Here is a 25,665-nt window from a genome sequence, read left to right as displayed (position 1 = left end):
TGTTGCGCAGCATGCGCTTCATTGCCCAGTCAAATCGGATGTAGTTTGCCATAATAGGTGATGTTAAATTACTGTATGCAAAGATAATGCAAACCGGACACAGTTGAGCTTGCTCAAAACTGCTAAGGTGCAGCTTATCTTATGCAAAGATAATACAAAAATACTGTCAGTCAATCAGTCGCTGCTGCAATTTAATCATTTTTATAAGTAATCGCTTGGCAATGACCTCCCAAAAACAAAAAATGGAGAAGCCATCACGGCTTCTCCATTCATATAGATTGCGAATAGTACTATTTTATTCGCCTTTCCGGAAAAAATGTATCAAGGATTATTTCACGCGCTGACCAGCGATGTTGAAGTCACCAATCATAATCTGACCGTTCTTCACAACCTTCTTAGGAGCTACCTTTGCAGCCTCAGCATTCTCAACATTCTTGATGCCTGTCGGAACTGGAGCAGAGAATTCGATTGTAGCAACATTGATGTTGCCGGTTCCACTGTACTTCTGGAATGTGTGTACACCTGCTTCAATGTCGAATTCGATGACGTTTCCGTTCTCGGCAGTGATGTCTTCGTTACCGTATGTCGTACCGTCAACATTCACGAAAGTCTTTTTCTCGTCGACATTGTCTGATGTAATGTTCTTGCAAGAATTCTTTGAAACAACAACTTTCACATGTACAGACTCGCCCTCGTCAACCTTGAATGTCAGGTTTGGCTTGTCCATCTGGAGATAAACCTGCTGCTCGCCAATCTGGTATGCAGCGTCCATAATGCAGCTGAACTTAGCATCAGGAACGAGATAGAAGCATGGGTCGCTGTCATTGCCGTTAATCAGCAGCTGCGCATCCTGTGCCTCATAGGTTGGATTGCCTGTTGTTGCATCCGGCTCTCCTTCAACAGCAGTTCCAGTGATAGTCAGAACCTTCTTTTCCTTGATTGGGTCTATGACATAGATAGGCTTGGAAACAGGGTTGGATTTCCATGTTGCGTATTCACCGTTCTTGATTTCTGTATAAGCGGTGAATGTGCCTGAAGCTGTAGCAGTGAATGTGTTGCCGGCTACAGCCTTAGCGTCGCCGAATGTATAGTAGTTTGTAGCATTGTAGTACTCTGTAGCGATAGTTGCTGTCGCGCCATCGACAGTCAGTGTAGGAGCATTGAACTTGAACTCTGCAGTACCTTCGTTGTTTGCACCCTCGCAAATCATGCCCATGTTGTATGCCTGGAACTTGACAGTCATGTCCTTGTAGCACTTGATAGGTTCTGTGTACTTTGTGCTTGCGTCTGTAGGGTCAGAACCGTCAGTCGTGTAGTAAACGTCTGTCTCACCCAAGTCTGCACCGTCGATGATGTAGTTGTTCGGTGTACATACAATCTCCTTGTAGTAAAGTTTCTTAGCATCATCATACTGGAGGTCTCCAACCTCTACAGAAGGAGTTCCGGCTGGCTCGTCAGCCTCAACGATGATGTAGCTATAGAATGCGTCACCATTGTATGTACCGATGTAAAGAGGCGTCTTGCCATCGAAGTCTGCAGGGACAACAAACTTGTAGACATACATGTTCATCGGCCCCCAATCCGCTGCAGGAGCGGCGTTGAGAGCGTCTGACAAGTCTGCACTCTTGGAGAACTTAGGGATACGGCTATCCTTGCCAGACTTGTTGTTGCCATTTCCGAACACATAAATCTTGGAGCCTGCTGTAGGCTTGACGGCGATGACGTCCTGGGCGTTCTTCAGACGAAGAGAGTTGATGTGAGTGCCATACTTGCCGTATTTTGCCTGCAATGCCTTTATCTCGTCATCAGTGATATTGTCCCGGTGTTCAAGAGGAGTTTCGGTGCCCTTGTTGTCATAGGTCATTGTTGCAAGGTCAATTTTTCCCTTGTTTGTGGCAATTGAGCCACCTGTAACGTCCAGTGCATAGTTGCTTGAGAAAAGAGTGCCTTTGACACGTGCAACAGTGCCATTGCCTGTGTAGTTGTCAAAAACAATTACCTGGCTGTGAACCATAGGCTTGATGTCGTCTACGGTAGACTGCGCATTAGCAGCCACTGTCATACCCAAAAGAGCGAACAATGTTGTAAAAATTTTCTTCATAAGAATAAATTTTTAAGGATTAATAAATATAAGTAATGAATAATTATAGTGTTGTAAGGCATGGTGTCCCTGAACAAGGTTAGGGACACCATGCTGTTTTGTTTTATTGACGGACAAGATACGTTTGGACAGGGGTGTCACCGTAGTGAACCAGTGTAATCATGTCACCATACTTGGTGCCTGATACAACAACTCCACTGAAGATTTCCTTCTTAGAATGGTTGCCCTTGTCATCCACATATTCCTTCTTAATCTTCAACGAGCCTGTTTCTTTGACATATTCACACTCGTATGGATTATCAACCGTATTGGTCTCGTCGGCACCCATTGTGCCCTCAGTCTTGCCTTGGCTCATCTTGACTACAACAGAGTTGTCTGCAATGAACTCCAGACTCTCGACAAATCCCTGGATTTCCTCACCATAGGCATTAACCTTGATTCCTTCGCCACGCAGCCATTTGCTGCCGCCAAGAGACTCCGGATGAGCGATGCCCTCAGGGTTGTTCCCTGTCCATGCAGGGTTGTTAGTCTCTGCATCCTTATACTCATTGGCATCTTCACACGCGGTGAATCCTAAAGCAAGAGTCAGCATTGCAGCACCGGCAAGGAATGTTTTGTTGAACAATTTCATATTTCTTGTTTTAATATTGCTTATTAACTAATTAGAATTACTGACGCCAGTAAGGAGCACCCACATTGTTCAGGAAAATCTCGTTGTCCTTGTTCTTGAAGAACAGGTTTACATTGTAGTCTGTAGTCGCAGTTCCGTCCAATGCATCAGCACGGTGCATGTTCTGGTCGCTTGATGTCTTGGCAACATGAGGAGGGCATGGCTGCTTCATCAAATCCGTAGAAGAGATTTTTGCGACATTAACCTCAAGCGTGCCATTAAGGATTGCTTTGTTCTCCTTGACGAGCTTTCCGAAGTTGTTGCTTGTGGCAGTCCAAGGGTTGCCTGTGAATATCTGGCCATTGGTCAGGTTGTCGTTTGTCGACCAGTTGTTGTCGAAGTTCAAGGTAACAATGCCGGATGTGCCGTCTGCCAGTGGCATGGTCTCACGGATGTCTGCTCCATAGAACTCGAGGACACGCAAGTCATTAGGCTTCTTGGTAAGGACGAACAGGTTGTTCTGGACATTGAACACAGAGCCGTTAGGCAGGTTTCTCATCTTGAAGATAGAGCCATTGCCGCGAGTGTTGAAGTTGACCAACGTGTTGTTTGAGAACGTGATGTTCCAGACAATGCCGGCATCCCATGTGACACTCTTCTCTTCCTTGAAGAAGGCAGGGAACGGACTGTCATAGAATGTGTTGCCAATGACCTTCATGTTCTTGTAAAGGTTGGAGGAGGTGTTTGCGCCTGAACCGTCAATCCAGCAATATCCGCCTGCGCCGTTGCTGTAATATCCGCAGTCAAAGAACTGGTTGTCCTTAATCAGCACGTTATTCCACTTCTTATAGTTGACACCCTGCTCACGGATGAATCCGCGTACGAGACGCTTGAAGGTGCAATTCTCGATGATAAGGTTCTCAAGTGTCACAGCCATGCCGTTGGAGTACATATTGAAGAAGTAGTTGCCACAAGCAGAGCCTTTTCCTGCAACATTGTCACCATAGTTGAACGCCATTGGGTTGTCAAAGTCAATGTCATAGAATGCAAGCGTCTTCATGTAGATTTCTCCTCCTTCGCCTGCCTCCGGCTGACGGCCGAACGTGAATATTGAGTATGAGCCCTGCCACTGTTCGCCGTTAGGGTTGTTGTTGTAGTACTGGCTGCTCTTGCCTATTCCGCAGATGACACGTGCACGCAGGCCTTTTGCCACATCGTCAGGGTTGGTGCGGAGGATGAATCCCTTACATGTGATGTTGTTTCCGTCAATATAGTATGTCTTGCCACCTTCAAGAAGGAATGTCTGTCCCTCCGCATAGTTGGTGTTTGAGATGAAGTCGTCAAGCACAGGAGAGATAGGAGCTGCATCATATTTTGCTGCCATTTCACCATAAACATCAAGACGCTTGTGTGTAGAAGTCGGGGAAATCATCATATCAGCTGTATGATAAGTGCTTATCATCTCATCATGCTTGAGAAGGATAGGCTCGCCCGGCTTGCCGTCAGAACGTGCGGTGCAAGTGTTGTACTTAGCATCGATTGCAACAGGCACGGTAGGGTCGATGACATCAATCACATATACAGAGTTTGGCGACAAGCCGTCAACAACCACATGACCACGCTCACGGTCAGCATCAGTAATCTCGTAATAGTTCCACTTCGGATTGACCTTGGAGTCCGGGTTGCTTGGAGAAGGCTTGACAGTAAGGTACTTATACATGAAGTTGCCTTCCGCATCGATATTGAAGTTCTCACGGTAGCTCTTCTCGTTTTCTGCATCCTCAGCGGCATCACCGGTGGAAACATCCTTAAGATTTGTGTTCAGGTAGATAGTGAGAGTTGTCTCGGTTGTCTCTGCCTGGTTGGCATAAACCACGAAAGGTGTAGGATAGCGGTCTCGTGTAGAAATTCCCATCCACTCCTGCCACTGTCGTCCGTTGCCGTGACCATACCACTTTGAGGCATGAGAGAAGTCAGTCACATTATCGTCCAAAGGAGACAGTGCACGGATGGCGAAACGATAATCTGTGGAGTATTGAAGGTCCTTTATCACCATGTCAAGCTGCTCCGGTCCTACGATTTCGTTAAGCAGCAGGTCGTCAGTACCCTGGATGGCATTCCAGGCATCTGCACCATTGGACACTTTTGACTGCAAAGCCATCTGAATCTGGTAGCCGGCACAGTCCTTCACACCATACCAATAAAGGTGTATGGTGTTTCCATGCGGATAGGCTGCGTCCAATCCACAGTTGTAAGGATAGTCGTCACCCTTTCCGCGTGTATTGTCTGTAATGAACATGGTCATGAATTCGCGGTCAACGCTTGTACCTGCGATATCGTCATCATCGCTACAGGATGTGAATGTCAACGCAGAGAATCCCGCCAGCATCAAAGCCATGAAACTGAATATTTTTTTCATGTTCTGTTATCTTTATATTATTATTTATAACCGTAATAATTCTTGTATACTCCGGCAGAACGCTGTATAGCCTCCTGCGGATAAGGCAGAATGTATCTTACTGCAGGCAAATCCTTTATGTCAGCGACATTGGACGGAAGTCCCACCAGTGTGCCGTTTTTGACAAGCCAGACATTGCCGTTAATGTCGCCACGGATAAATCCATAGAATGAGTAGAGGCACTGATCTCTTGGAATACCATTGTTTGTGTCACCCCACTGATAGAAGTCAGCCTTTTCCCAAGCCGGAGCTGTGAAGCCACCAACTGTGATAAGAGACTTAGTCGGTTCACGTGATGCGCGTTCGTAAGCATTGTAGATACGCAAACTCTTCAAACTCTGGTTTGGATAGTTCTTGAGAACAGATGTTCCTGAAATCTGATAGCCATAAAGTTGTGGAGCAAATGCACGGAATGCTCTTTCATTAGCTTCTTCGATTTTATAAGAGTGGTAGTAGATACGCTCAGGAAGGTTGTCAATGTACTGCTTGCCATCGTATGTGTTGATAGCATCCTCATAGCCACTGCCACTGCCGGCATTCTGCATGCCTACGGAATAATAGCGGAGGAAACTGTAAATGAGTTCGCGGCTATAGGTGTTGGTGCGGACAAGGTCACGCCAGCGTGAGTTCTCACCGGCAAACTCCCATTTGCGCTCATCAAGCACAGCTTTCTGGAATGCCTCTTTGCTTGTCTTTGCCTCTGCGATGAATGTTGGGTCACCGTCAGCAAATGCGCGGTTATGAACCATTTCAAGACATTTCACAGCCTCGTCTGTAGGACCATTGTTCAATTCATTGGCAGCCTCAGCATACATCAGCAGCACGTCAGCATAACGCATATAAGGGAAGTTGATGCCTGTTGAGCCGGATGTCTTTGAACCCAATGCATTGCCTTCTGCAGTCCAAAGCTTTGACCACTTGTTGTTGTGGACAGTGTAGTCGTTGCGGACATAGACAGAGTCAACAAAAGCGCCATCGCTGTTCTGGAAATAAGAATAATACCACAAACCGTTCACGAATTCACGACGCAGGTCTTTGTCGCGGAACAGGAAGCGATAGAATGCGTTAAGGCGTCCACTGCCTTTTGCCTCACCCCAAGGACCGACAGTGCTTCCTTCGTAAGCAGAGTATGTAGGACCCTGAATGTAACCGGTGTTGCCTGTTGATTCCTTTGCAAACGGCAGTTCGAAAATCACGTCATCGTTGTTAACCACCTGATAGTTGCACTCGTTGACAAACACATCCTGATAATCCTGCACGAGCTTGTGAGTGCCGGCGGAAATAACTTCATAAGCATTATCCCTTGCAATCTCGTAGAACTCCTCATAATTGTCAGGACGCTTCATCTCGCCATAGCTGTTGACATCGTTCTTGTCCGGGTAGAGTGAATATCCTCCCGCAGTCAAGGCTATACGAGCGATAAGTGCATAAGCGAACTCCTTAGAGCAGTGCTCCACAGTCACGGAACCGCTTGATGCCATAGTCGGAGCAGTAACCTTCAAATCATTGATGAGTGCCTTCTGGATTTCCAGGCGGTCAGCCACCGGTGGAACATACTCCGAGCCATGCTCTGAAGCAGGAGCAAAGAAGAAAGGAACATCTCCAAACATCACCACAAGGTCATGGTAAGCCATGGCGCGGAGACATTTTGCCTCACCTACCTGCTGCACTACGTCAGAGTCACCATTCTTGTAGAAAATGCTCTGCTCCGCAGAAGCGATGAATTTGTTAGCATACTCTATAAGGTTATAGGCAGCCTTCCATAATTTGTTGATGTCACCGGCAGTATAGTCGCAGTCAAAACGTGCAAACGAGCCTGCCTCATGAGCACTGTTGGAGCTTATCTGCATGTCAACATCACTATTATAAATGAACTTTGATTGGTAAGCATTACCATAAAGGTCACCTACAATTGCTTGGGCATATACTCCGTTAAGGGCACGGGTAATCTCCGACTTCTGGGAGAAGACAAACTCTTCTGTCGCAGAAGAAGGCGCATCGACATCCAGAAAGTCATTGCAAGATGACAATGCCAGAACAGAGACACCTGCCAAGAAAATATTCTTTAGTTTCATATCTGTGCTTATTGATTAGAATGTAATGTTTGTACCGAATACGAAGCTGCGATTACGTGGGTAACGGTTGTAATCGATACATGGTGTAAGACCTGACTGGATGTCAACCTCAGGGTCATATCCGGAATAGCCTGTAATGATAAAGAGGTTTGTCGCAGACACATAGAAACGTGCCTTTGTTACACCCCATTTCTTTGTGAGATTAGCCGGGAGCGTGTAGCCAATGGTAAGGTCATTACAACGGAGGAAAGAACCGTCCTCAATGAAGTAAGAGTGAGTAAGGTTGTTGATAACGTCTGTCGGATTCCACAATGTGCGTCCCATGTTGGCTCTTTCGTAAATCTCGTTACCATTTTCCACATAATACAGCTTGTAGAGAATATCTCCGGGAGTTCCTGTAAGCTCACCGCTGATGTCATTGTACTGCCATCCGTCAGAGAACTTTGACAATACATTGTAGAACTTGTTCTTGTTGCCCTTTGATGATGACAGCGTATATGCAGTAGCATTGTTGATGTCAAAGTCAAGCATGTAAGTGAAGTTTGTAACGAAATCGAAGTTCTTCCACTGTCCGCTAAAGCCGAAGCCTCCCTGGAAGCGTGGGGTTGTCCTACCGATTACGGTGCGGTCCTCAGCTGTGATACGACCGTCACCGTTCAAATCCTTGAACTTGACTTTGCCAGGCAATGTTGCTATACCTGAGTTGGATGTGCCTGACACTTCATTGATGATTGTCACATAGCCGTCCTCGCGTGGAGCCTGGTTCTTGGATGTTCCGTTGTCTGCGGCAGAAGAGCCCCAAGGCACAGCCTGATAGTTGTTTGTCGGGTCGAAATAGAATTCGTCAAAGCCATAAAGACCGTCATAAACGAAACCATAGATAAGACCTACTTCACCGCCTTCCTTCAGCATGTAGTCGTTGAGACCGGAATCCCACTGACCGCCTGCGATTGCTTTTTCTGTGAAGGAACCATTCAGACGGTCAACCTTCATCTTGTTCATGCCGAAGTTGAAGTTGGCACTCAGCACATAGTCAGAACCTCTGAGGATGTCACCACTGACAGCAAGCTCGATACCCTTGTTGGTCACCTGACCGATATTCTGTTGCTGGCTTGTGTATCCAAGCACAGATGCGATGTCTGCATCATAGAGCATGTCCTTTGTAGTGTTCCAGTAGAACTCCGGTGTGATTGTCACTCTGCCGTCAAACAGTTGGATGTCTGCTGCAAGGTTTCGAGTCACGACAGTCTCCCACTTGATGTCCCTGTTGAAGAACTTGTTACCGGAAGCATTGGCGTAATACTTGTCGCCATACTGTGTCATCTCACCAAAGCCCGGACCTCCAGTTGACTGGATAGCATAAAGCTGACGCCAAAGGTCGTCATTTATACCATTATTACCGGTAAGACCGAATGCTGCACGAATCTTCAGTTGGTTCATCCATTTAACCTTCCACCATGATTCTTCCGAAATTGTCCATGCACCGGAGACAGAAGGGAAATAGCCCCACTGGTTGCCCGGAGCGAACTTTGTACTGCCATCGGCACGGAGAGTGGCTGACAGCAAGTAACGATGCTTGTAGTTGTAGTTTGCCTGTCCGAAGAAAGACGCTGTTCTGTTTGGAGTGGAGAGTGTTGACGTAATCTGCTTTGGAGTACCGTCGGACATGTGGTTCCACGCATCACGGGAAGTGAATGCCACAGGGAAATGAACAACCTTGACCAAATCCGCACGCTTGTCACTGTGATAGATTTCCTGACCGAGGAGGAACGACATGTTGTGTGTGTCATTGAGGGAAAGGCTGTAATTGGCAGTATTTGTCCATACGTAGTTCATGCTACGCTCATTCGTAATCTGAGCGACAGGAAGATTGTCATTCTTGCTGCCCTCGTCAGTCAGGGCACCCCAGAAACGGCTGTTGTCAAGCCATTTCAGACTGATAGTTCCTTCAGAGCGGAGAGTCAGGTTCTTGATTGGCTTCCACTCGACAGAGAACGCATTTGTTGAAGTATATGAGTGCTTCAGCAATTCGTTCAGCATGATGTCGTTCTTTGGGTTTGTGTACTTGAACAATTCCTCTTCAAGCGGGTCTGCATAAGAAGGGTCAACATAACCGAACTCTCTGAGACCGTTTGTAGGACGATACTTCAACACATCGATGATACCGCCGGTACCGATATTCTTACCACCTGCGCCCATATCACGACGATATGTGAACTTAGGGTTAATCTGGATGGTAAGCTTGTCGTTCACCTTGATTAAGGACTTGATGTTCATGTTAGTACGGCGAACGCCTGAACCCATGATGATACCCTTATCCTCACTCTGTGTGAGAGAAGCATTGAAACGGACTTTCTCCGAACCACCGCTGATGTTCACATTGGCAGAATAGTTCAGCGGAGTCTCGCCCATAACTTCATCCTGCCAATCATGAGAAGGCAATGTTGAATACATGTCAAGGTCGTATGGGTTGCCGAAGTTTGCACGGAAGAACTTTCCGTTGCTTGAACGTGTACCGTTGCAAGAGTGCCACTGGTACTGATACTTTACAAACTCAGAAGCATCCATCAATTCAAGTTTCTTTGACAACTTGCTCACGCTCATGTTTGCATTGAAAGAGACGCTGACCTTGCCCTGTCCGGCACTTTTTGTTGTCACGACAACAACACCGTTACCACCCTTCGAACCATAGATGGCTGTAAGGGATGCGTCCTTCAGCACGTCGATGCTGGCAATGTCAGTAGCAGGGATATCGTTGATGTTGCTCACCTGGAAGCCGTCAACAATATAAAGAGGCTCGTTGGTCTGTGTCACAGAAGAACCACCACGGATACGGATGTTGACATCAGCACCCGGCTGACCATCGACTGTCGTAACCTGCACACCGGAGATTTTTCCCTGAAGGGCTACAGCTGCCGATGACACCGGCACCTGCTGCAGTTTGGCACCGGAGATAGAACCCACAGAGCCGGTAAGATCCTTACGTGCACGTGAGGTATAGCCTAACACAACCACTTCTTCCACTGTGGCAGCGTCGTCCTGTAGCTTGATTTGCAGACCTGTGCCTGCGTCAACCTCCTGGGACACCATACCGATGTACGAAATAACAACTTTCTTACCTTGGGCAACCTTTATTTTAAAGTTACCATCGATGTCTGTGATGGCAGCATTCTTGGTGTTGCCTTTTTCCACGACAGTGGCACCGATGACAGGCTCATTGGCCGAGTCGGTCACAGTACCTGTACATTCCACCTGTGCCCAAAGGGCTGACGGAAGTGCAGTGAAGAGCATTACCAACATGCATACCCTGCAAAAGAGTTTCTTTGCTTTAATCATGTTTTGGTTTTGTTTTGATTTAGTTATTTGTTAAATGTATGGACTAAATTGATGATGTTATCGTCATAGTCTTCGTGAGATATATTTTTAGTTACATTAAAAGTCGTATCTGCTTTGTGTATCAAAAACCACCCATTTCATCGTGATATTCAACTCCATGAATATCTTGGAAGACATGAACCTCTTTGCAAGAGGAATGCACAGGTGAACACTTTATGGATGGTCTCAAACAGTGAAGAAACAATCTACTGTTAGGTTTATTTCAACAGCTCTCACTCTGAATGTGTCTGGCAATCAGAAAGATGATGAGTTCTTTGCCAATTTATTTATAGTATATACTGTCGTTAAGCATCTTTCACAAAAGTACCAACTTATTTGTAATCATAGATAATATATGTCAAAATTTTTGGCAAAATTAAATATTTTTATTGACATATCAAAATTTTTCCATTGATTTTCTTGATAAAAGTTATCAAATACAACAAAAAATACCCTATAAGCGAACATTTATTATCCTAAAAAGATATTACCCCACGTATTCCTTTTGCAAAGAGGTTCATGTCTTCCAATATATCCATAGAGTTGAGTATCACGATGAAATGGGCATTTTTTGATATACGAAGCAAATATGACTTTTTATGTTTAACTAAAAATATTTTCACAAAACTATGACTGTAAAACTATTACGCATTGCGTTCATAGCTCTGTTCACGTGCATCGTGACAACGCTTTCAGCGCAGACCATTACAGGTAATGTGAAGGATTCCAGTGGTGAGCCGATACTCGGCGCGACCATCATGGAGACTGGCACAAAGAATGGTACCGTTACCGACATTGACGGTAACTTCACCATCAAGCTACAGTCTGCCGGCAACCTCAGCATATCTTATATAGGTATGAAAAGCCAGGTTGTCAAGACAGCAGGCAAGACAACCATCAACGTGGTTCTTCAGGATGACAATACCACTCTTGGTGAAATCGTTGTTGTAGGCTACGGTACAATGAAGAAATCCGACCTCACTGGTTCTGTAAGCTCCATCGGCACAGAAGACCTCAATGCGAAGGGTGCGGCATCCGTAATGGAAGGTCTGCAGGGAAGCGTTCCGGGTGTGAACATTACCAAGACTTCCGGTCGTGCAGGTGGTGACTTCAACATCGAAATACGTGGCAAGTCATCTCATAACAGTAGCACAAAGCCTATTTATGTAGTAGATGGTGTCATCTGTGATGATATACAGTTCCTTAACCCTCAGGACATTGAGCGTATTGATGTTCAGAAGGATGCCTCTTCTACAGCGATTTACGGCTCACGCGCTACAGCAGGTGTGGTTATCGTTACCACAAAGAGCGGTGCAAATATCGGTAAAAAAGTATCCAAGCCTTCTATCTCTTATGATGGATACTATGGTGTTTCGAAGATTGCTCGTATGCCGGACTTCATGACAGGTCAGGATTTCTATAACTTCCGTTTCATGAAGTTCCTTTCTCCTATTGACGCAACAGCGGTGAACGGAAACCCAAGTTACTTTATGGGAAACTATAACCAGATGGCTCTTGTGGCAACAGATGACAATGGCGAGAACCCATACTCTGTGCTCAAGCAGATTATAGCCAATGGGCAGTCTACAGACTGGGCTGATATGGTCACACGTGACGGCTCACAGCAGAACCACTACCTTGCGGTTAGTGGTGGCAGTCAGGATATCCACTACCACATGGGTTTCGGCTATAATCAGGAAAAAGGAATCTACGAAGGTGACCAGAAAGATCAGATTACCGTCAAGGCTTCTTTGGATGCGAAGATCAACAAATATATCTCTGCCGGTTTCTCCACGAACATGGCTTACATCAAAAATGAATATGCCAACGACAAGGGCGTTGAGCTCGCCTACCGCCTAAACCCGTTCTGCCAGCCTTATTCCAAATCTCCTGATGCAAGAAACGGATACATCTATGATGCAAACGGCAATATTCCTGACGAAGGATACAGCGGATACTACTACAATGCAAATGGCCAGATTATGAAGAACTATCGCCCGGGCGACAAGTATGCCATGGGGACAACTTCCACAGGAAACCAGTTCTCTGACCAGTTCAACCCGATGTACCTGATGGACGCCTATGCACGTGAGCGTCAGACATGGCGTCTGCTCGGCAGCTTCTATCTCCAGGTGGAGCCTATCAAGGATTTGACAATCAAGACTGTGTACCAGCCTTCCTACACATACTATCGTGATGGCACATTTCAGGATATCGTTCTTGACGACAAGGGCGCACTTCTTGACAAGAGCTTCGGCACAACAGATGCTGACGGTAATCCAATGAACTATGCTCTGCGTAAGACACAGCGCTCTTTCAGCTGGACATGGGATAATATCGTCAACTACAACAAGACATTCGCTGATATTCACAGCATCAACCTTATGGGACTGTTCTCTATGTTGCGCAATGAATCAGAAAACGACCAGATACGTTCCCTTGGTGTACTTGCCGGCTCACTGTGGCATAACATGAACAGCGGAACTGTTGACCCTACAGAAACAAAAACCGGTTATGGCGACAGCTCTATGATTTCTTATGCCTTCCGTGCAAACTACACATTGATGGACAGATATATGCTGACAGCCACAATGCGCTGGGACGGCTCTTCCAAGCTTGCTCTTGGTCATCGTTGGAGCTCATTCCCTTCTGTTGCCGTGGCGTGGCGTGCTTCTGAAGAAAAGTTCCTAAAGAATGTTGACTGGCTCTCCAATTTGAAACTCCGTGTGTCTTATGGTGAGACCGGCAACAATGGCGGTATAGGCAACTATGACTATATGGTTGGTTTCAGTAATCCTGTTTATTACCCATTCGGCGGAATATATGAGACAGGACGTTATCCAAACGGTATTGTTGACAAGACTCTCTCATGGGAGCGTTCTCGCGAATGGAACTTCGGTCTTGATTTCGGTTTCCTCAACAACCGCATCAACGGTAGCATTGACTACTATGAGAAAAACTCTGAAGACCTTCTCTATAAGGTTAAGCTCCCACTTGAGGCAGGTGGCGTCACTATGAGTACTAATGTCGGCAAGGTACGCAACCGAGGTATTGAAGTTGCATTAAATGCAGTCCCTGTACGCACAAAGGACTGGAACTGGGAAATTACAGCAAGCTTCTCTCACAATACGAACAAATTGCGCGAGATTAACGGTTCCGGCACAGACCTTCCTTCCGACCAGCTCTTCATCGGCAAGTCAATCAACAACGTATATAACTACGATTGGATAGGCATCGTCTCTGATCGTTACATGACAGTCCCTGATAATGAAATTGCACGTAGCATAATGCCCGACCAAATTGGTCAGCAGGTACGTGAGTACGAGTACTACAACAAGTGCTACGGACTTTACGAAGGACAACCAATCATTGATGATGTCAATGGTGACGGACAGTTCAACGATACGGACAAGAAGGTTTGGAGCGCAGACCCTGACTGGATTGGCAGCCTTTCAACTTCTGTGTCATGGAAGAGTTGGGACTTCTCAACTTCTCTTTACACACGTCAGGGAGGCAAGATGAATTCCGGCTTCTACAGCAGCTATCTTGACTATAAGGACCGTGGATGGATGCACCTTAATGTGGATTATTACATTCCGGCAGGTACGCTCATCGACTGCGATGGCATAAACCCTGACGGCACATACATCAATCCGGTTTACCAGCAGCAGACACAATATGGTGAATATCCTTTCCCTAACGATGGTCTTAACGGTGGTCTTAACGGTTCTTCAACTTATGCGTTCAACCGTGACGGTGCACAGTGCCAGCAGGTTACAGACGCTTCATTCGTGAAGATCAAGCATATAACCCTTGGCTACACATTCCCTAAGCAGTGGCTCAACAAAGTTGGTATCAACCACCTCCGCCTCTATTGCACAGTGACCAACCCATTCGTATGGTCTGACTATAAGGGCTTTGACCCAGAATGGGGCGGAAATGGTCTGAAGAACGACGGTCCAAGTACTGTTACATGGGAGTTCGGTGCAAGTCTCAAGTTCTAATCAAATAATACTGTAACAATAATGAAAAAGATAACATATTTCATAGCAGCGTTTGCAATGCTCACAGCCACAAGCTGTTCCGATTTCCTTGATCCGGAGAACAAGGGGGCAGGTGAATATCCTGACGCATCAGAGTACTTCGAAACTCCAGAGGGACTCAAAGCATTCCATGCAAATGCTTTCACATATCTGAGGAGTCTGGCAACTGCCCACGAGATTAATGACGACGGCACTGACCTTTACGAGCCATGCCGTGGACAGTCTCCATCCGTGTTCCATAACTTCTCACTCTCATCAGAGACCAGTGGTGTGGAGAGCTACTATACCGCTTGTACAAAACTCATCAACAACGCTAACGGACTTATCAAGTATGCTGCCGGCAAGAACGACACATACGTTGCGGAAGGTAAGTTCCTCCGTGCTCTTGGTTACTATTATATGACACAGCACTTCGGTTCTGTACCTTATGTAGGTGCCTACATCGAGAGTTCCACACGTGAATACCCGAAAACTCCGCTGGAGGAGATATACACAAATGTTGAGAAAGACCTGACAGAGGTTATCGCCTCAAGCGTTCCTGAGAGCTCCACAGATGGATCTGTAAACAAAAGAGCTGCAAGAGCACTCCTTGCAAAAGTATATCTTGCTCACGGATGGGATATCAACACGACTGTTACCGATGCGGCTGCCGGTACTTACTCGGTGACAAGCAAAGAATATTTTAGCAAAGCAGCTGCGATGGCAGAGGATGCTCTCAACGGTATGACCCTCACACAGAGTTTTACCCAGAAATGGAATCCTTCCAATGATGCTACTAATCCTGAGACTTTCTTTGCAGTGCAGTACAACCGCGCGACATATCCGGGTGACCTGACAGAAGGCGGGCACGAACTTTGCAATTATTATTGCCACTACTATGGCTCAGGCATGAAGACTTCCACTTCCAACAAATCGCTGAACACACGTTCTCTCGCTATGTGGGAGAAGGGTGATGAGCGTTGGGATGGCACATTCATGACCACCGTCTACAACTTTGACAAGGCAGTGGCTGACTGGTCTAAGGCCGGCTACTACGCTTACTACAATAACGAGGTAAACAAGAACAACCTCCATGTCTGGATGTACTTTGCCCCTACTTATGTTACAAGAGCAGAGTTCGAGGCATACCTTACAGCACACAAGGCTCAGTTCGTTAAGACTGCTGACGACGCGAATGTTCCTCATGCAAACCTTCTGCTCAACGGACAGATTCTCAGATATGAGTTCACCGCTGACGGCTCATTCAAACAGCCGACAATAACAAACCAGGACCTTTCCACAAACAACAAAGGAACAACTCTTGAGGTCGCTCCATGTGTGAAGAAATATGATGACCCTGCAACTCCTAATGCGGGTAAGACAAACTCTTACACCAACATTCCTCTGCTCCATGCTTCCGAGGTTTACCTTACAGCGGCTGAGGCGTACTATATGGCAGGCGAAGAGGGCAAGGCTTGGGAGAAAATCAACGAAGTACGTAACCGTGCAAAGGCTCCGAACCTGAACAATAATCTTGCTAATTACGATGTGGATGTCAAGTTCTCCAGTAATTTCACGCTGCTGAACCTTATCCTTGATGAGCGTGCACGTGAGACTTATGCAGAACTTACACGTTGGATAGACCTCCGCCGCACAAAGCAACTTGTACGTTACAATGTGGCTTACAACCAATTTATCCACAGTGTTGCTGACATGTCAAACCTTGAAGGCGAGATTAAGTGGTATCGTCCGATTCCGGAAACAGAGATTTCCTCCAACACGGCTTTAAGCCAGGAAGACCAGAACCCTGGGTATTAATTCATGAATCAAAAACATAGATATTATGACAATGAAAAAGATAATGTATTCTTTGATGGCACTCTTTGTGGCATTCGCTTTCACCGCATGTGATGACGACCCTGATATGGGAGCTGCCATGCCGTCTAATCCTGCAGCAGACATAGCAGGGACATATTCCGGCGGTTGGCATCAGGTGCTTACGAACTCTTCCGGTGAGGTGCAGGATGAGAAAGACGGTGTCGGCTCTATAGAAATTACTACTGTCGAGGAAAAGACTGATCAGGTGACAGTGACCATAAAGACTGTTGATGGGCTTATCGCCAATGAGCTGTCTGACATAGCCAACTGCGGTGCTCACATGGTTGAGAATGATGTCTACTACTTTGTATTCAATACAGACGCCGCTAAGAACATTGGCAAGTTCTCCGCTAAGATTGAGAATGGACAGTTGTCATTCTCATTCGTGACGACCGTGAAGGTTGGCCGTAAGACATACACAAGTACAAATACTTTCTCAGGAGGCAAATAACCCTGAAAAGAAACATGGCAGGCATTGCGGATTTCCTATAGTCCGCAAGCCTGCTGCCACTAAACCTTTTTATTAACCTATTTACAAACAATTAAAAAAACAAAAACAATTATGAAAAAGTTTTTACTTTCTACATTGGCATTCGCAGCTGCAATGACAGTAAACGCACAAGTTGCACAGATTGATGGTAAGGCATGGGCTACAGCCAATGGCTCAGCTGATGAGGGTTCTACAGCATGGCCTGTTGCAGCAGGTGTGGTTATTTGCGAGAATGACGGTGCCGTTATGGCAAATGGTGCTGATACAAATTTCAAGATTGCAGGCAGCGAGGCAAACGGATATGATGCTATCGATGCTGACGGCATGATTGTGGACGCTTCACTGCAGGCCGTTCAGGGGCAGGACAATCCAAGAGATGCTGACGGAGGAAATGGCTGGGAGACATTCAAGGCTCCTGCAACAGGTGCTTTCCTGGCAATCACAGCAAAGAAGGACGGTTATCTCGCAGTCGTGGCTAAGTACTCTTCCAACAAGAATTACACAGTGTTTGAGGAAGGTACATGTATTCCTTACACACTCTCTATGGAGTGGGGTGACGGTGTTAAGAATGGCGCTCCGGCAGCTAAAAACCCTCTTACCTATACTCTTCCTGGTGTGGATGCAGGTGACGGTGTTATTGTTTATGACCAGGAGGCTGGTCCTATTAAGTGGCCTGAGCAGATTGTTCTTGGTGCTGAGTCTGCAATAAAGAAGAATGGTCTTGGCGTAATCATCTTCCCTGTTTTCGCTGACTGTGTTTACAAAGTTAATGCATGGGGATCAAAGATTGCTCCTCAGGGTATGATTTTCTCAGAAACTCCATTCCAGACAATCAAGGCTGTTGACGCTCAGGGGGACACTGGAAATGCTCCTGTGGTTCTCTACTCTGCAACAGGTGCCGGCATCCAGAATGTTCAGGGTGCAGAGAACGCAACTGTTGCTCCTAAGAAGGTTGTGAAGAACGGTCAGATCATGATTGGCGACTTCAACATCGCAGGCCAGCGTGTAAAGTAATCTTCAACGTTTTCGTTAAGCAAAATTGGCAGAGCTAAACTTGTTTCTACTTTGCCATAACTGGAAAAAGCAGGATAAAATCCAACGAAGATTTGAAGAATAATGAATAGAGCAAACGCTTATATATAATGGAGAGGGCCGCAAGGGCTTCTCCATTATAGTTTTTTGTGGTTTAGCGACTATTTGGCAGTCACACTTATGGAAATGCTTAAATTACGACAAATACTGCTTGACTGACAGTGTTTTCGCATAAGACAATCTTGCATCTTTGCAGTATTGAGCAAGCTCAACCGCATTCGTTTTGCATTATCTTTTTAATCCGTAATTTAATGCCACTTAATTATGGCGGGTCACATCCGATTTGACTGGGCAAAGAAGCGCATGTTGCGAAACAGAGCACCAAACCACAGCTTCAATATTGTCCTTAAAGATTTTTCAATGTTTAACTAAAAAATATTTCACAAAACTATGACTGTAAAACTATTTCGCATTGCGCTCATGAGTTTGTTCACATGCATCGTGACAACACTATCGGCGCAGACCGTTACAGGTAATGTGAAGGACTCGGGTGGCGAACCTATTATCGGTGCCACAGTCCAAGAAAAAGGGGGTAAAGGAGGAACCGTCACTGACATTGACGGCAACTTCTCCATTAATCTTTCCGGTGGAAAACAGCTTGTCATTTCATACATCGGTATGAAGACAAAGACTGTCAACGTTGCCGGCAAGAACAACATCAATGTAGTCCTTGAGGATGACGCTACCGGCCTTGAGGATGTCGTTGTCATCGGTTACGGTACAGTAAGGAAGAAAGACCTTACCGGTGCTGTCGCTTCAGTAAATGCCAAGCAGATTGAAAATGTGCCTGTTGCCAATGTCAGTGAGGCCCTTACCGGCAAGATGGCCGGTGTGAACATCACCACCACTGAAGGTTCTCCGGATGCGGATGTGAAAATCCGTGTCCGCGGTGGCGGTTCACTCTCTCAGGATAATTCACCTCTTTATATTGTGGACGGTTTTCCTGTTGAGAGCATCAGCGACATTGCCCCAAGTGAGATTCAGACTATTGACGTACTGAAGGATGCCTCTTCCACCGCTATCTATGGTGCACGTGGTGCAAACGGTGTCATCATCGTGACAACAAAGAGTGGCTCTGAAGGCAAGATGCAGGTGAACTTCAACGCCTCTGTAGGCTGGAAGAAGATCACCAAGGAAGTGAAGGTCATGGATCCGTTCAACTATGTGGCTTATCAGCATGAACTGGGCAGTGAGGACTATGGAAACTATAATGACCTTGAAATATGGAAATCCATTGAAGGCGATAATTTCCAAGACCAGATTTTCGGCAGAACAGGTGTCCAGAAACAGTATAACGTTAATGTCAGTGGTGGCAGCAAAGACCTAAAATTCAACGTAGGCTTCAACCACAATGACGAGGAAAGCATCATGGCAGGCTCTGGATACTCAAAGAATAACATCAATGCTAAAATCAATGCCAATCTTAACAAATGGCTGACAATGGACTTCAATGCCCGTCTTGCATTCACAAAACTTGACGGTCTGAGCGGTGGTGCCGACACTAACGAAAGCAATGCAGCAAACTCATTGGTGGCAAACACTGTGGCATGGCAACCTGTACAACAGTTGTCAGCAAACCTTGATGATGATGAGGAGAACTCCGGTGCGACACGTCGCACACCATGGCAACGCATACAGTCCACATACAAATATCAGGAGCGTTTCCAGCAGAACTATAATGCCGGACTGAACTGGAAACCATTCAAGAACATCACTTTCCGTACAGAATTCGGATACCAGTGGAGGTACAACAACACAGACCAGGCATGGGGCAGTGATGCTACACAGAACTCAAACCTTGGTATGAACGGTTATCCACAGGCAAGCTTCATAACTTTGAAATACCAGAACTGGCGCAATGCCAACACTGTTACTTATGACAACAGAAAACTCTTCGGCGGACGTGACCATATCAATGTGATGATTGGCCAAGAGTGGAGCTCTTCAAAGCAGACACAGCGCGAAAGCACTTCCATAGGCTTCCCACTCAACTTCACCATTGACGAAGTGCTTAATTTCCCTTCCAATGGCACAGCACTTCCTAACGCAGGAACAATACCGGCAAAGGAAAACATGCTGTCATATTTCGGACGTATCAACTATACAATGGCAGACAAGTATCTGCTCACATTCACAATGCGTGCCGACGGTTCTTCAAAGTTCAGCAAAGACAACCGCTGGGGTGTCTTCCCTTCATTGGCGTTGGCATGGCGCATCACAGACGAGAAATTCATGCGCGGAGCAGAGAACTGGCTCTCAAATCTCAAACTGAGACTAAGTTTCGGTACAGCCGGCAACAACCGTATTCCAGCCAATCTTCTCGAGCCTACATACAAGATGTCAAGCTCTACAGGCAAGGGACCGTTCTATGACGAAAACCGTGCACCTATGCTTGAGCACCTGTCAACACTCTACAACCCGGACTTGAAATGGGAAACGACTATAACACGAAACATTGGTATCGACTATGGCTTCTTCAAAGGGCGTATCAACGGTACTTTGGACTTCTATTGGAACACAACAAAAGACCTGCTCATGCAGTCAGGCATTCCTACAAACACAGGATATAGCGCACAGTATCAGAATTTCGGCAAGACATCCAACAAGGGTGTCGAACTTGCGTTCAATGCTGTTGCCATTGACAAAAAGAAGTTTGGCCTGAATTTCACATTCAACATCTCTTACAACAAGAATAAGATTGAGGACCTTAATCTCGACAACCCATGGCAGAGCTCAAACTGGTCAGGAAGCACAATCTCCAAGTATGAGGATTTCCGCATCGAAAAGGGAGGAAGACTTGGAGAAATATGGGGATTCAAGCAGACCGGTTACTTTACAGTCTATGACCCTGCAACAGGGAGCGGCGACCTTGTGCTGAATGCAAAAGGACAGTGGCAGCTGGTCGACGGGCATGCTCAGGACAAGAGCCAGACTCTGTTCGGTGGCAATCTCTATCCTGGCGTGCCAAAGGTTGAGGTTGATGAGAACGGCGACCCTATCAAGCAGCGTCTCGGCAACACCATCGCTCCTACAACAGGTGGCTTCGGATTTGACGGGCGTGTCGGCAACTTCGATTTCAATGTGTTCTTCAATTACTCACTCGGCAACAAGATTGTCAATGGTACAAAACTGGCTAACGCATTCTATCATGGCTCAGCACGCAACTACAACCTTGTCGACGATTTCAATCTTGACAACCGTTACACATGGATTGACCCATCCACAGGCATGAACCTTGGCAGACCGTCCACAGGTACTATTGAAGCATACGAAGGTGTGGAGAACATCATGGCACGCCTTAATGAACTCAACCAGGGCAAGAGCATGTACAACCCTGCCGGAGTGACAGCCATGCAGCTTATCGATTATGCCGTGGAGGACGCTTCATTCCTTAGACTGCAGAACGTAACAATCGGATACACTCTGCCAAAGAAATGGCTTAAGCATGTGTTCCTGTCCAATGTCCGCATCTACTTCACAGGATATAACTTGTTGTGCTTCACAGGCTACGATGGTTATGACCCGGAGGTGGACACATCTTCAAAAAAGAATCCTATGTGCCCGGGCATCGACTATGCCGCCTATCCAAAGAGCCGCTCATTCGTTGCCGGAATAAACGTAACTTTCTAAAACATTAAAAACACTGAAAAAAATATGAAGAAGACAATATCATCCATCGCACTAATGGCGGGCATGTTTGCCATGGCTTCATGTTCAGACTTCCTTGACCAGGAGTCACCGTCATCGATGGGACAAAATAATGTGTATAACTCCACATACTTCACAGAACTGCGCATCAACAGAATCGTAGGCGACCTTATGCAGGACCGCAGTTATTCACAGGATTTGGCGATTGTATGGAACATGAACAGTGACGTGGAGCTTGTGGACGGCCTTGGAGACAACGCATTCAACACCGGCAGCGAGCGCGGAAACATGAACTATAACCTCAGCCCAAACTGGACACGACTGAACGATACGTGGAAGCAGCTCTACGCCACGGTGGAGGACTGTAATGATGCAATAGCAGGAATCAGAAGCAGTGAACTGTTAAACAGTGAGAAGAACAGTGACCGATTGGCCATGAGACGCTATCTTGGTGAGGCATTGACATTGCGTGCATTGACATATCGCGACCTTACAAAGTTCTGGGGCGATGTGCCGATGAAGCTTGAACCATCCAGTCCGGACCTCAGCAACGCTTATCTTGAGAAAACGGATCGTGATGTCATCCTTGACCAGATGATGGAAGACCTTGAGGAGGCTATAGAGTATCTGCCATGGGCTGACGAAGTGGCCGGCTACACCACTGAACGCCCTACAAAGGGATTCGCTCACGCCCTCTTGGCACAGCTTGCTTTGACACGCGCCGGATATGCTATCCGCGAGCAGGCAAAGGAAGGATATGAGACAAAACAGGGCTACTCAGACCCGACTTATCCGACACAGCGTCCTGACGCAGCTACACGCAATGCGCTCTATAAGAAGGCAGCAGAACATTGCTATGCAGTGATTTCAGACAACCACCATAGCCTGAACCCGTCATTCGAGAATGAGTGGTTTCTCATCAACCAGCTTGTCCTTGACAAGAACTACCATGAGAATCTGTATGAGATTCCTATGGGACTGAACTTCGCATCAGAACTTGGATACACCGTTGGAGTGCGTCTGAATGGCATCACCTCCAAATATGGCTTCAACAACTCATCCGGCAAGATGAAGGTGACAGCTCCATTGCTTTATTCTTATGACAAGAATGACACACGACGCGACATAACATGTGCAAACTTTGAAATCAAAGAGGATGCAGGTGTCACAAAGGAGATGATGCTCAAGAACGCACCGTTTGGTATATATGTCGGGAAATGGGATCCACGCAAAGAAAGTGACGAATGGCTGCAGCAGAACCTCAAGACAACATCAAAGCACATGACCGGCATCAACCCTGTCATCATGCGCTACTCTCAGGTGCTGCTCTACTATGCAGAGGCAATGAACGAGCTTGCAGGTCCTGACGGTATCATAGAAGGATGCACCCTCACAGCGCGTCAGGCATTGGCAAGGGTGCACACCCGTGCTTTTGCAGATGCCAACAAGGCTGACGCACAGGCATACATTGACAATATTCCTGCCAACAAGGAGGCTTTCTTCAACGCTATCGTTGACGAGAACGCATGGGAATTTGCCGGAGAAGGCTACCGTAAGTTCGACCTCATACGCTGGGGCATTCTCGCAGAGAAGATTTGGGAGATGAAGGAGAAATACATCAACGCACTCGTTGCCGGCGACTATCCTGCAACTCTCTATTGGAAATGGGCTGATGCTGCACAGACACAGATTGACATGAGCTCTGTAACTTTCTACGAGACAGGACTCACTGATAATGATGCCTTGGCTCTCGGCTACTGCACTGTGAAGACAAACGAGACTACAGGTGAACAGACAAAGACTGTCAATAAGGTTGACGGGTTCGGAAAGTCTTCTGTTGATAAGACCGATGACAGTCAGGTGTACACCAACCTGCCATCTATCAGCTCAGGTCTCGTAGGCAAAGGCAACCCATATATGGGTGACAACATGGGTGACGGTGTCACAGTCAAGAACAGATACATCATGCCTATCGGTGCTTCAACCATATCTGCATCCAACGGCAAGTTACATAATTCATACGGTTATTCCGATTAATAAACAACAACGAATATGAAGATTAATAACATATTTTTCAAAAAAGCAGCGTTCATGCTACTGGCTGCCCTCACAGCAGTCAGTTGCACCGACGACAACGACTGGACTACAGACTCTTCCCTATCCCGCCTTTTTGGTGTGAAAGACAACATCTCTGTAACGTCAGGCGACACTTATGCTGAGATTACGTTCAACTACGTGCCTGAGGCTACTCACTATATAGTTGAATTGTCTACAGACCCACTGTCTGACGATGTGCCGATGGGAGGAGCTAATGCTTTGGTGTACGGAGAGGACGAATCCATAAAGCCACAGTCAGGCTATACAGGAGTAGAACTCACTGTCCATGGACTGCAGGGTGCTACCGAGTACTATCTCCGAGTGAAGGCGCGCTCTGACCATAAGACAGAGTCAAGATGGGTGTATTACAAAGAGGGGCAGACTTTCAAGACTCTTGCAGAACAGGTGTTCAATATCCCGACTTCAACAGACATCAGCGACGAATGGGTACGCCTCTCATGGAACACTGACAACGTGACGAATATTCTTGTGCAGGTTCCTACAGACCAAGTTGACGATGAGGGCGAAACCATCTTGAACACTATCCGGAACATAACGCTCACTGACGAGATAAAGGCTGCACGCGAATATACTGTTACGGGGCTGACGGGCTCAACTTCTTACATTTTCACTATCACGAACGGAGATGTGAAGCGCGGCACACTGAACATCAGCACCGCAGCACCTATGCCGGCAGGAAACCTGAAGTATGAGTTGCCGGCAATGGTTACAAAGATTGACAATGCTCTGCTTGAGGAACTCTTTGAGCAGGCCAAGGAATTGGCAGGTTCTGACAACGCTTCTGTAACTATCGGCTTGCAAGGCGGTTCCACTGTCGAGCTGTCAACTCTCAGCGAAACAAATGAAGTTGCAGGAGTGAAGATTCCGGAAGGAATGTCAGTGACATTCTTCGGCATGCCGGGCGAGACTCCTACTTTGGTAGTGCCAAAGAGCATGAATATCGACGGCTCACACAACTTCATTAATTTCGAGAACCTGAAGATTACCGAACTGAGTGGTGCTAATTATCTCATTAATCAGGGAAAGGCATGCAACATCAATGACATCACGTTCAAGGGATGTGAACTCTTCGGATTCGGAAACACACCGTTCCGTCTGCAAGGTTCAGACATCAAGACTATTGGCAACCTGACAATAGACAACTGCCTGATACACGACATTTCACATGCCGGTGGCTACAGCTTGATCCATATTGATGCCGGAGGAGGAAAGGGATATGTCAACAATATCCTGATTCGGAATTCCACAATCTATAATGTGAAAGCTGCTAACGCACGTTGCATCGTTCAGGTGAAGGACACTGACATGGAGTCATGCAAGTTTGTCAACTGTACTTTCCGCAACATCTTGGGTGGTGGACGTTACTTCTTTGACTCTAACGGCACAAGCAAGGGCACATCCACTCCTGTGGTCATAGAGAACTGTCTGTTTGGGCACATGAATACAAAGGACACTCGAGGCGGACGCAACAAGACTGGCTTCGAGGTCATTAATTCTTATGTGACATACGAGCAGGACGGTTGCTTCTGGCATGAGCAGGCGGAAACCATCAATGGCACAGAGTTCCCTAAGACAGCTAACGCCATCCCGGGATTCGATAACCTTGGAAAGGCTGATACAGACATATTCGCAGACCCTGACAACAACGATTTCACAATCAAGGACGAGAAAATCAAGAATATGAAAATTGGTGACCCACGCTGGTTAAACTAATGACTATACTTGATCCTATCAGTTAGAGACAATCATGCCCGGCATCCTTCATTTGGATGCCGGGCATTTTCCCAAACAAATGGAG

General features: G+C 46.5%; 12 protein-coding genes. 7 read left to right on the top strand and 5 right to left on the bottom strand.

All coding sequences use genetic code 11. From position 1 onward, the window contains the following. Window positions 1-328: 328 nt before the first annotated feature. The 5 genes from E5358_RS13490 to E5358_RS13470 all read right to left on the bottom strand — a co-directional run bounded on the left by E5358_RS13490 (window position 329) and on the right by E5358_RS13470 (window position 10,580). Window positions 329-2,101: an FN3 associated domain-containing protein gene (locus E5358_RS13490; protein ID WP_135940703.1), complete on the bottom strand. Its 1,773-nt coding sequence runs from the start codon at window positions 2,099-2,101 to the stop codon at window positions 329-331. Window positions 2,102-2,204: 103 nt separating this feature from the next. After that, window positions 2,205-2,732: a hypothetical protein gene (locus E5358_RS13485; protein ID WP_135940702.1), complete on the bottom strand. Its 528-nt coding sequence runs from the start codon at window positions 2,730-2,732 to the stop codon at window positions 2,205-2,207. Window positions 2,733-2,769: 37 nt separating this feature from the next. Then, complete coding sequence (locus E5358_RS13480; RefSeq protein WP_135940701.1) at window positions 2,770-5,130, bottom strand: hypothetical protein; 2,361 nt, start codon at window positions 5,128-5,130, stop codon at window positions 2,770-2,772. 20 nt (window positions 5,131-5,150) lie between these two features. Next, on the bottom strand, window positions 5,151-7,244 hold the full coding sequence (locus tag E5358_RS13475) for a RagB/SusD family nutrient uptake outer membrane protein (protein ID WP_135940700.1): 2,094 nt from the start codon (window positions 7,242-7,244) through the stop codon (window positions 5,151-5,153). Window positions 7,245-7,259: 15 nt separating this feature from the next. After that, window positions 7,260-10,580: a SusC/RagA family TonB-linked outer membrane protein gene (locus tag E5358_RS13470; RefSeq protein WP_135940699.1), complete on the bottom strand. Its 3,321-nt coding sequence runs from the start codon at window positions 10,578-10,580 to the stop codon at window positions 7,260-7,262. A 668-nt stretch (window positions 10,581-11,248) separates the two neighbouring features. Here E5358_RS13470 and E5358_RS13465 point away from each other — a divergent pair. The 7 genes from E5358_RS13465 to E5358_RS13435 all read left to right on the top strand — a co-directional run bounded on the left by E5358_RS13465 (window position 11,249) and on the right by E5358_RS13435 (window position 25,580). Continuing rightward, complete coding sequence (locus E5358_RS13465; RefSeq protein WP_135940698.1) at window positions 11,249-14,623, top strand: SusC/RagA family TonB-linked outer membrane protein; 3,375 nt, start codon at window positions 11,249-11,251, stop codon at window positions 14,621-14,623. Window positions 14,624-14,644: 21 nt separating this feature from the next. Further along, the gene (locus E5358_RS13460; RefSeq protein ID WP_135940697.1) at window positions 14,645-16,459 is read left to right on the top strand and encodes a RagB/SusD family nutrient uptake outer membrane protein; all 1,815 of its coding nucleotides are present in this window, start codon (window positions 14,645-14,647) and stop codon (window positions 16,457-16,459) included. Window positions 16,460-16,490: 31 nt separating this feature from the next. Beyond that, window positions 16,491-16,970 carry a hypothetical protein gene (locus E5358_RS13455; protein ID WP_135940696.1) on the top strand — a complete coding sequence of 160 codons (480 nt, stop codon included), beginning with the start codon at window positions 16,491-16,493 and terminating at the stop codon, window positions 16,968-16,970. Between the two features lie 111 nt (window positions 16,971-17,081). After that, window positions 17,082-18,023 carry a hypothetical protein gene (locus E5358_RS13450; RefSeq protein ID WP_135940695.1) on the top strand — a complete coding sequence of 314 codons (942 nt, stop codon included), beginning with the start codon at window positions 17,082-17,084 and terminating at the stop codon, window positions 18,021-18,023. Between the two features lie 468 nt (window positions 18,024-18,491). Further along, window positions 18,492-21,731: a SusC/RagA family TonB-linked outer membrane protein gene (locus tag E5358_RS13445; protein WP_135940694.1), complete on the top strand. Its 3,240-nt coding sequence runs from the start codon at window positions 18,492-18,494 to the stop codon at window positions 21,729-21,731. Window positions 21,732-21,755: 24 nt separating this feature from the next. Continuing rightward, window positions 21,756-23,786: a RagB/SusD family nutrient uptake outer membrane protein gene (locus E5358_RS13440; protein WP_135940693.1), complete on the top strand. Its 2,031-nt coding sequence runs from the start codon at window positions 21,756-21,758 to the stop codon at window positions 23,784-23,786. 15 nt (window positions 23,787-23,801) lie between these two features. After that, window positions 23,802-25,580 (top strand): DUF5123 domain-containing protein, encoded by a 1,779-nt coding sequence (locus tag E5358_RS13435; protein ID WP_135940692.1) that lies wholly within the window; start codon window positions 23,802-23,804, stop codon window positions 25,578-25,580. Window positions 25,581-25,665 lie beyond the last annotated feature (85 nt).

Origin of the sequence: Palleniella muris, from assembly GCF_004792655.1 — a bacterium.
Lineage (GTDB): Bacteria > Bacteroidota > Bacteroidia > Bacteroidales > Bacteroidaceae > Prevotella > Prevotella muris_A.
The sequence above is the reverse complement of the archived record's forward strand: the minus strand, read 5'-3'. Positions and strand labels throughout refer to the sequence as shown.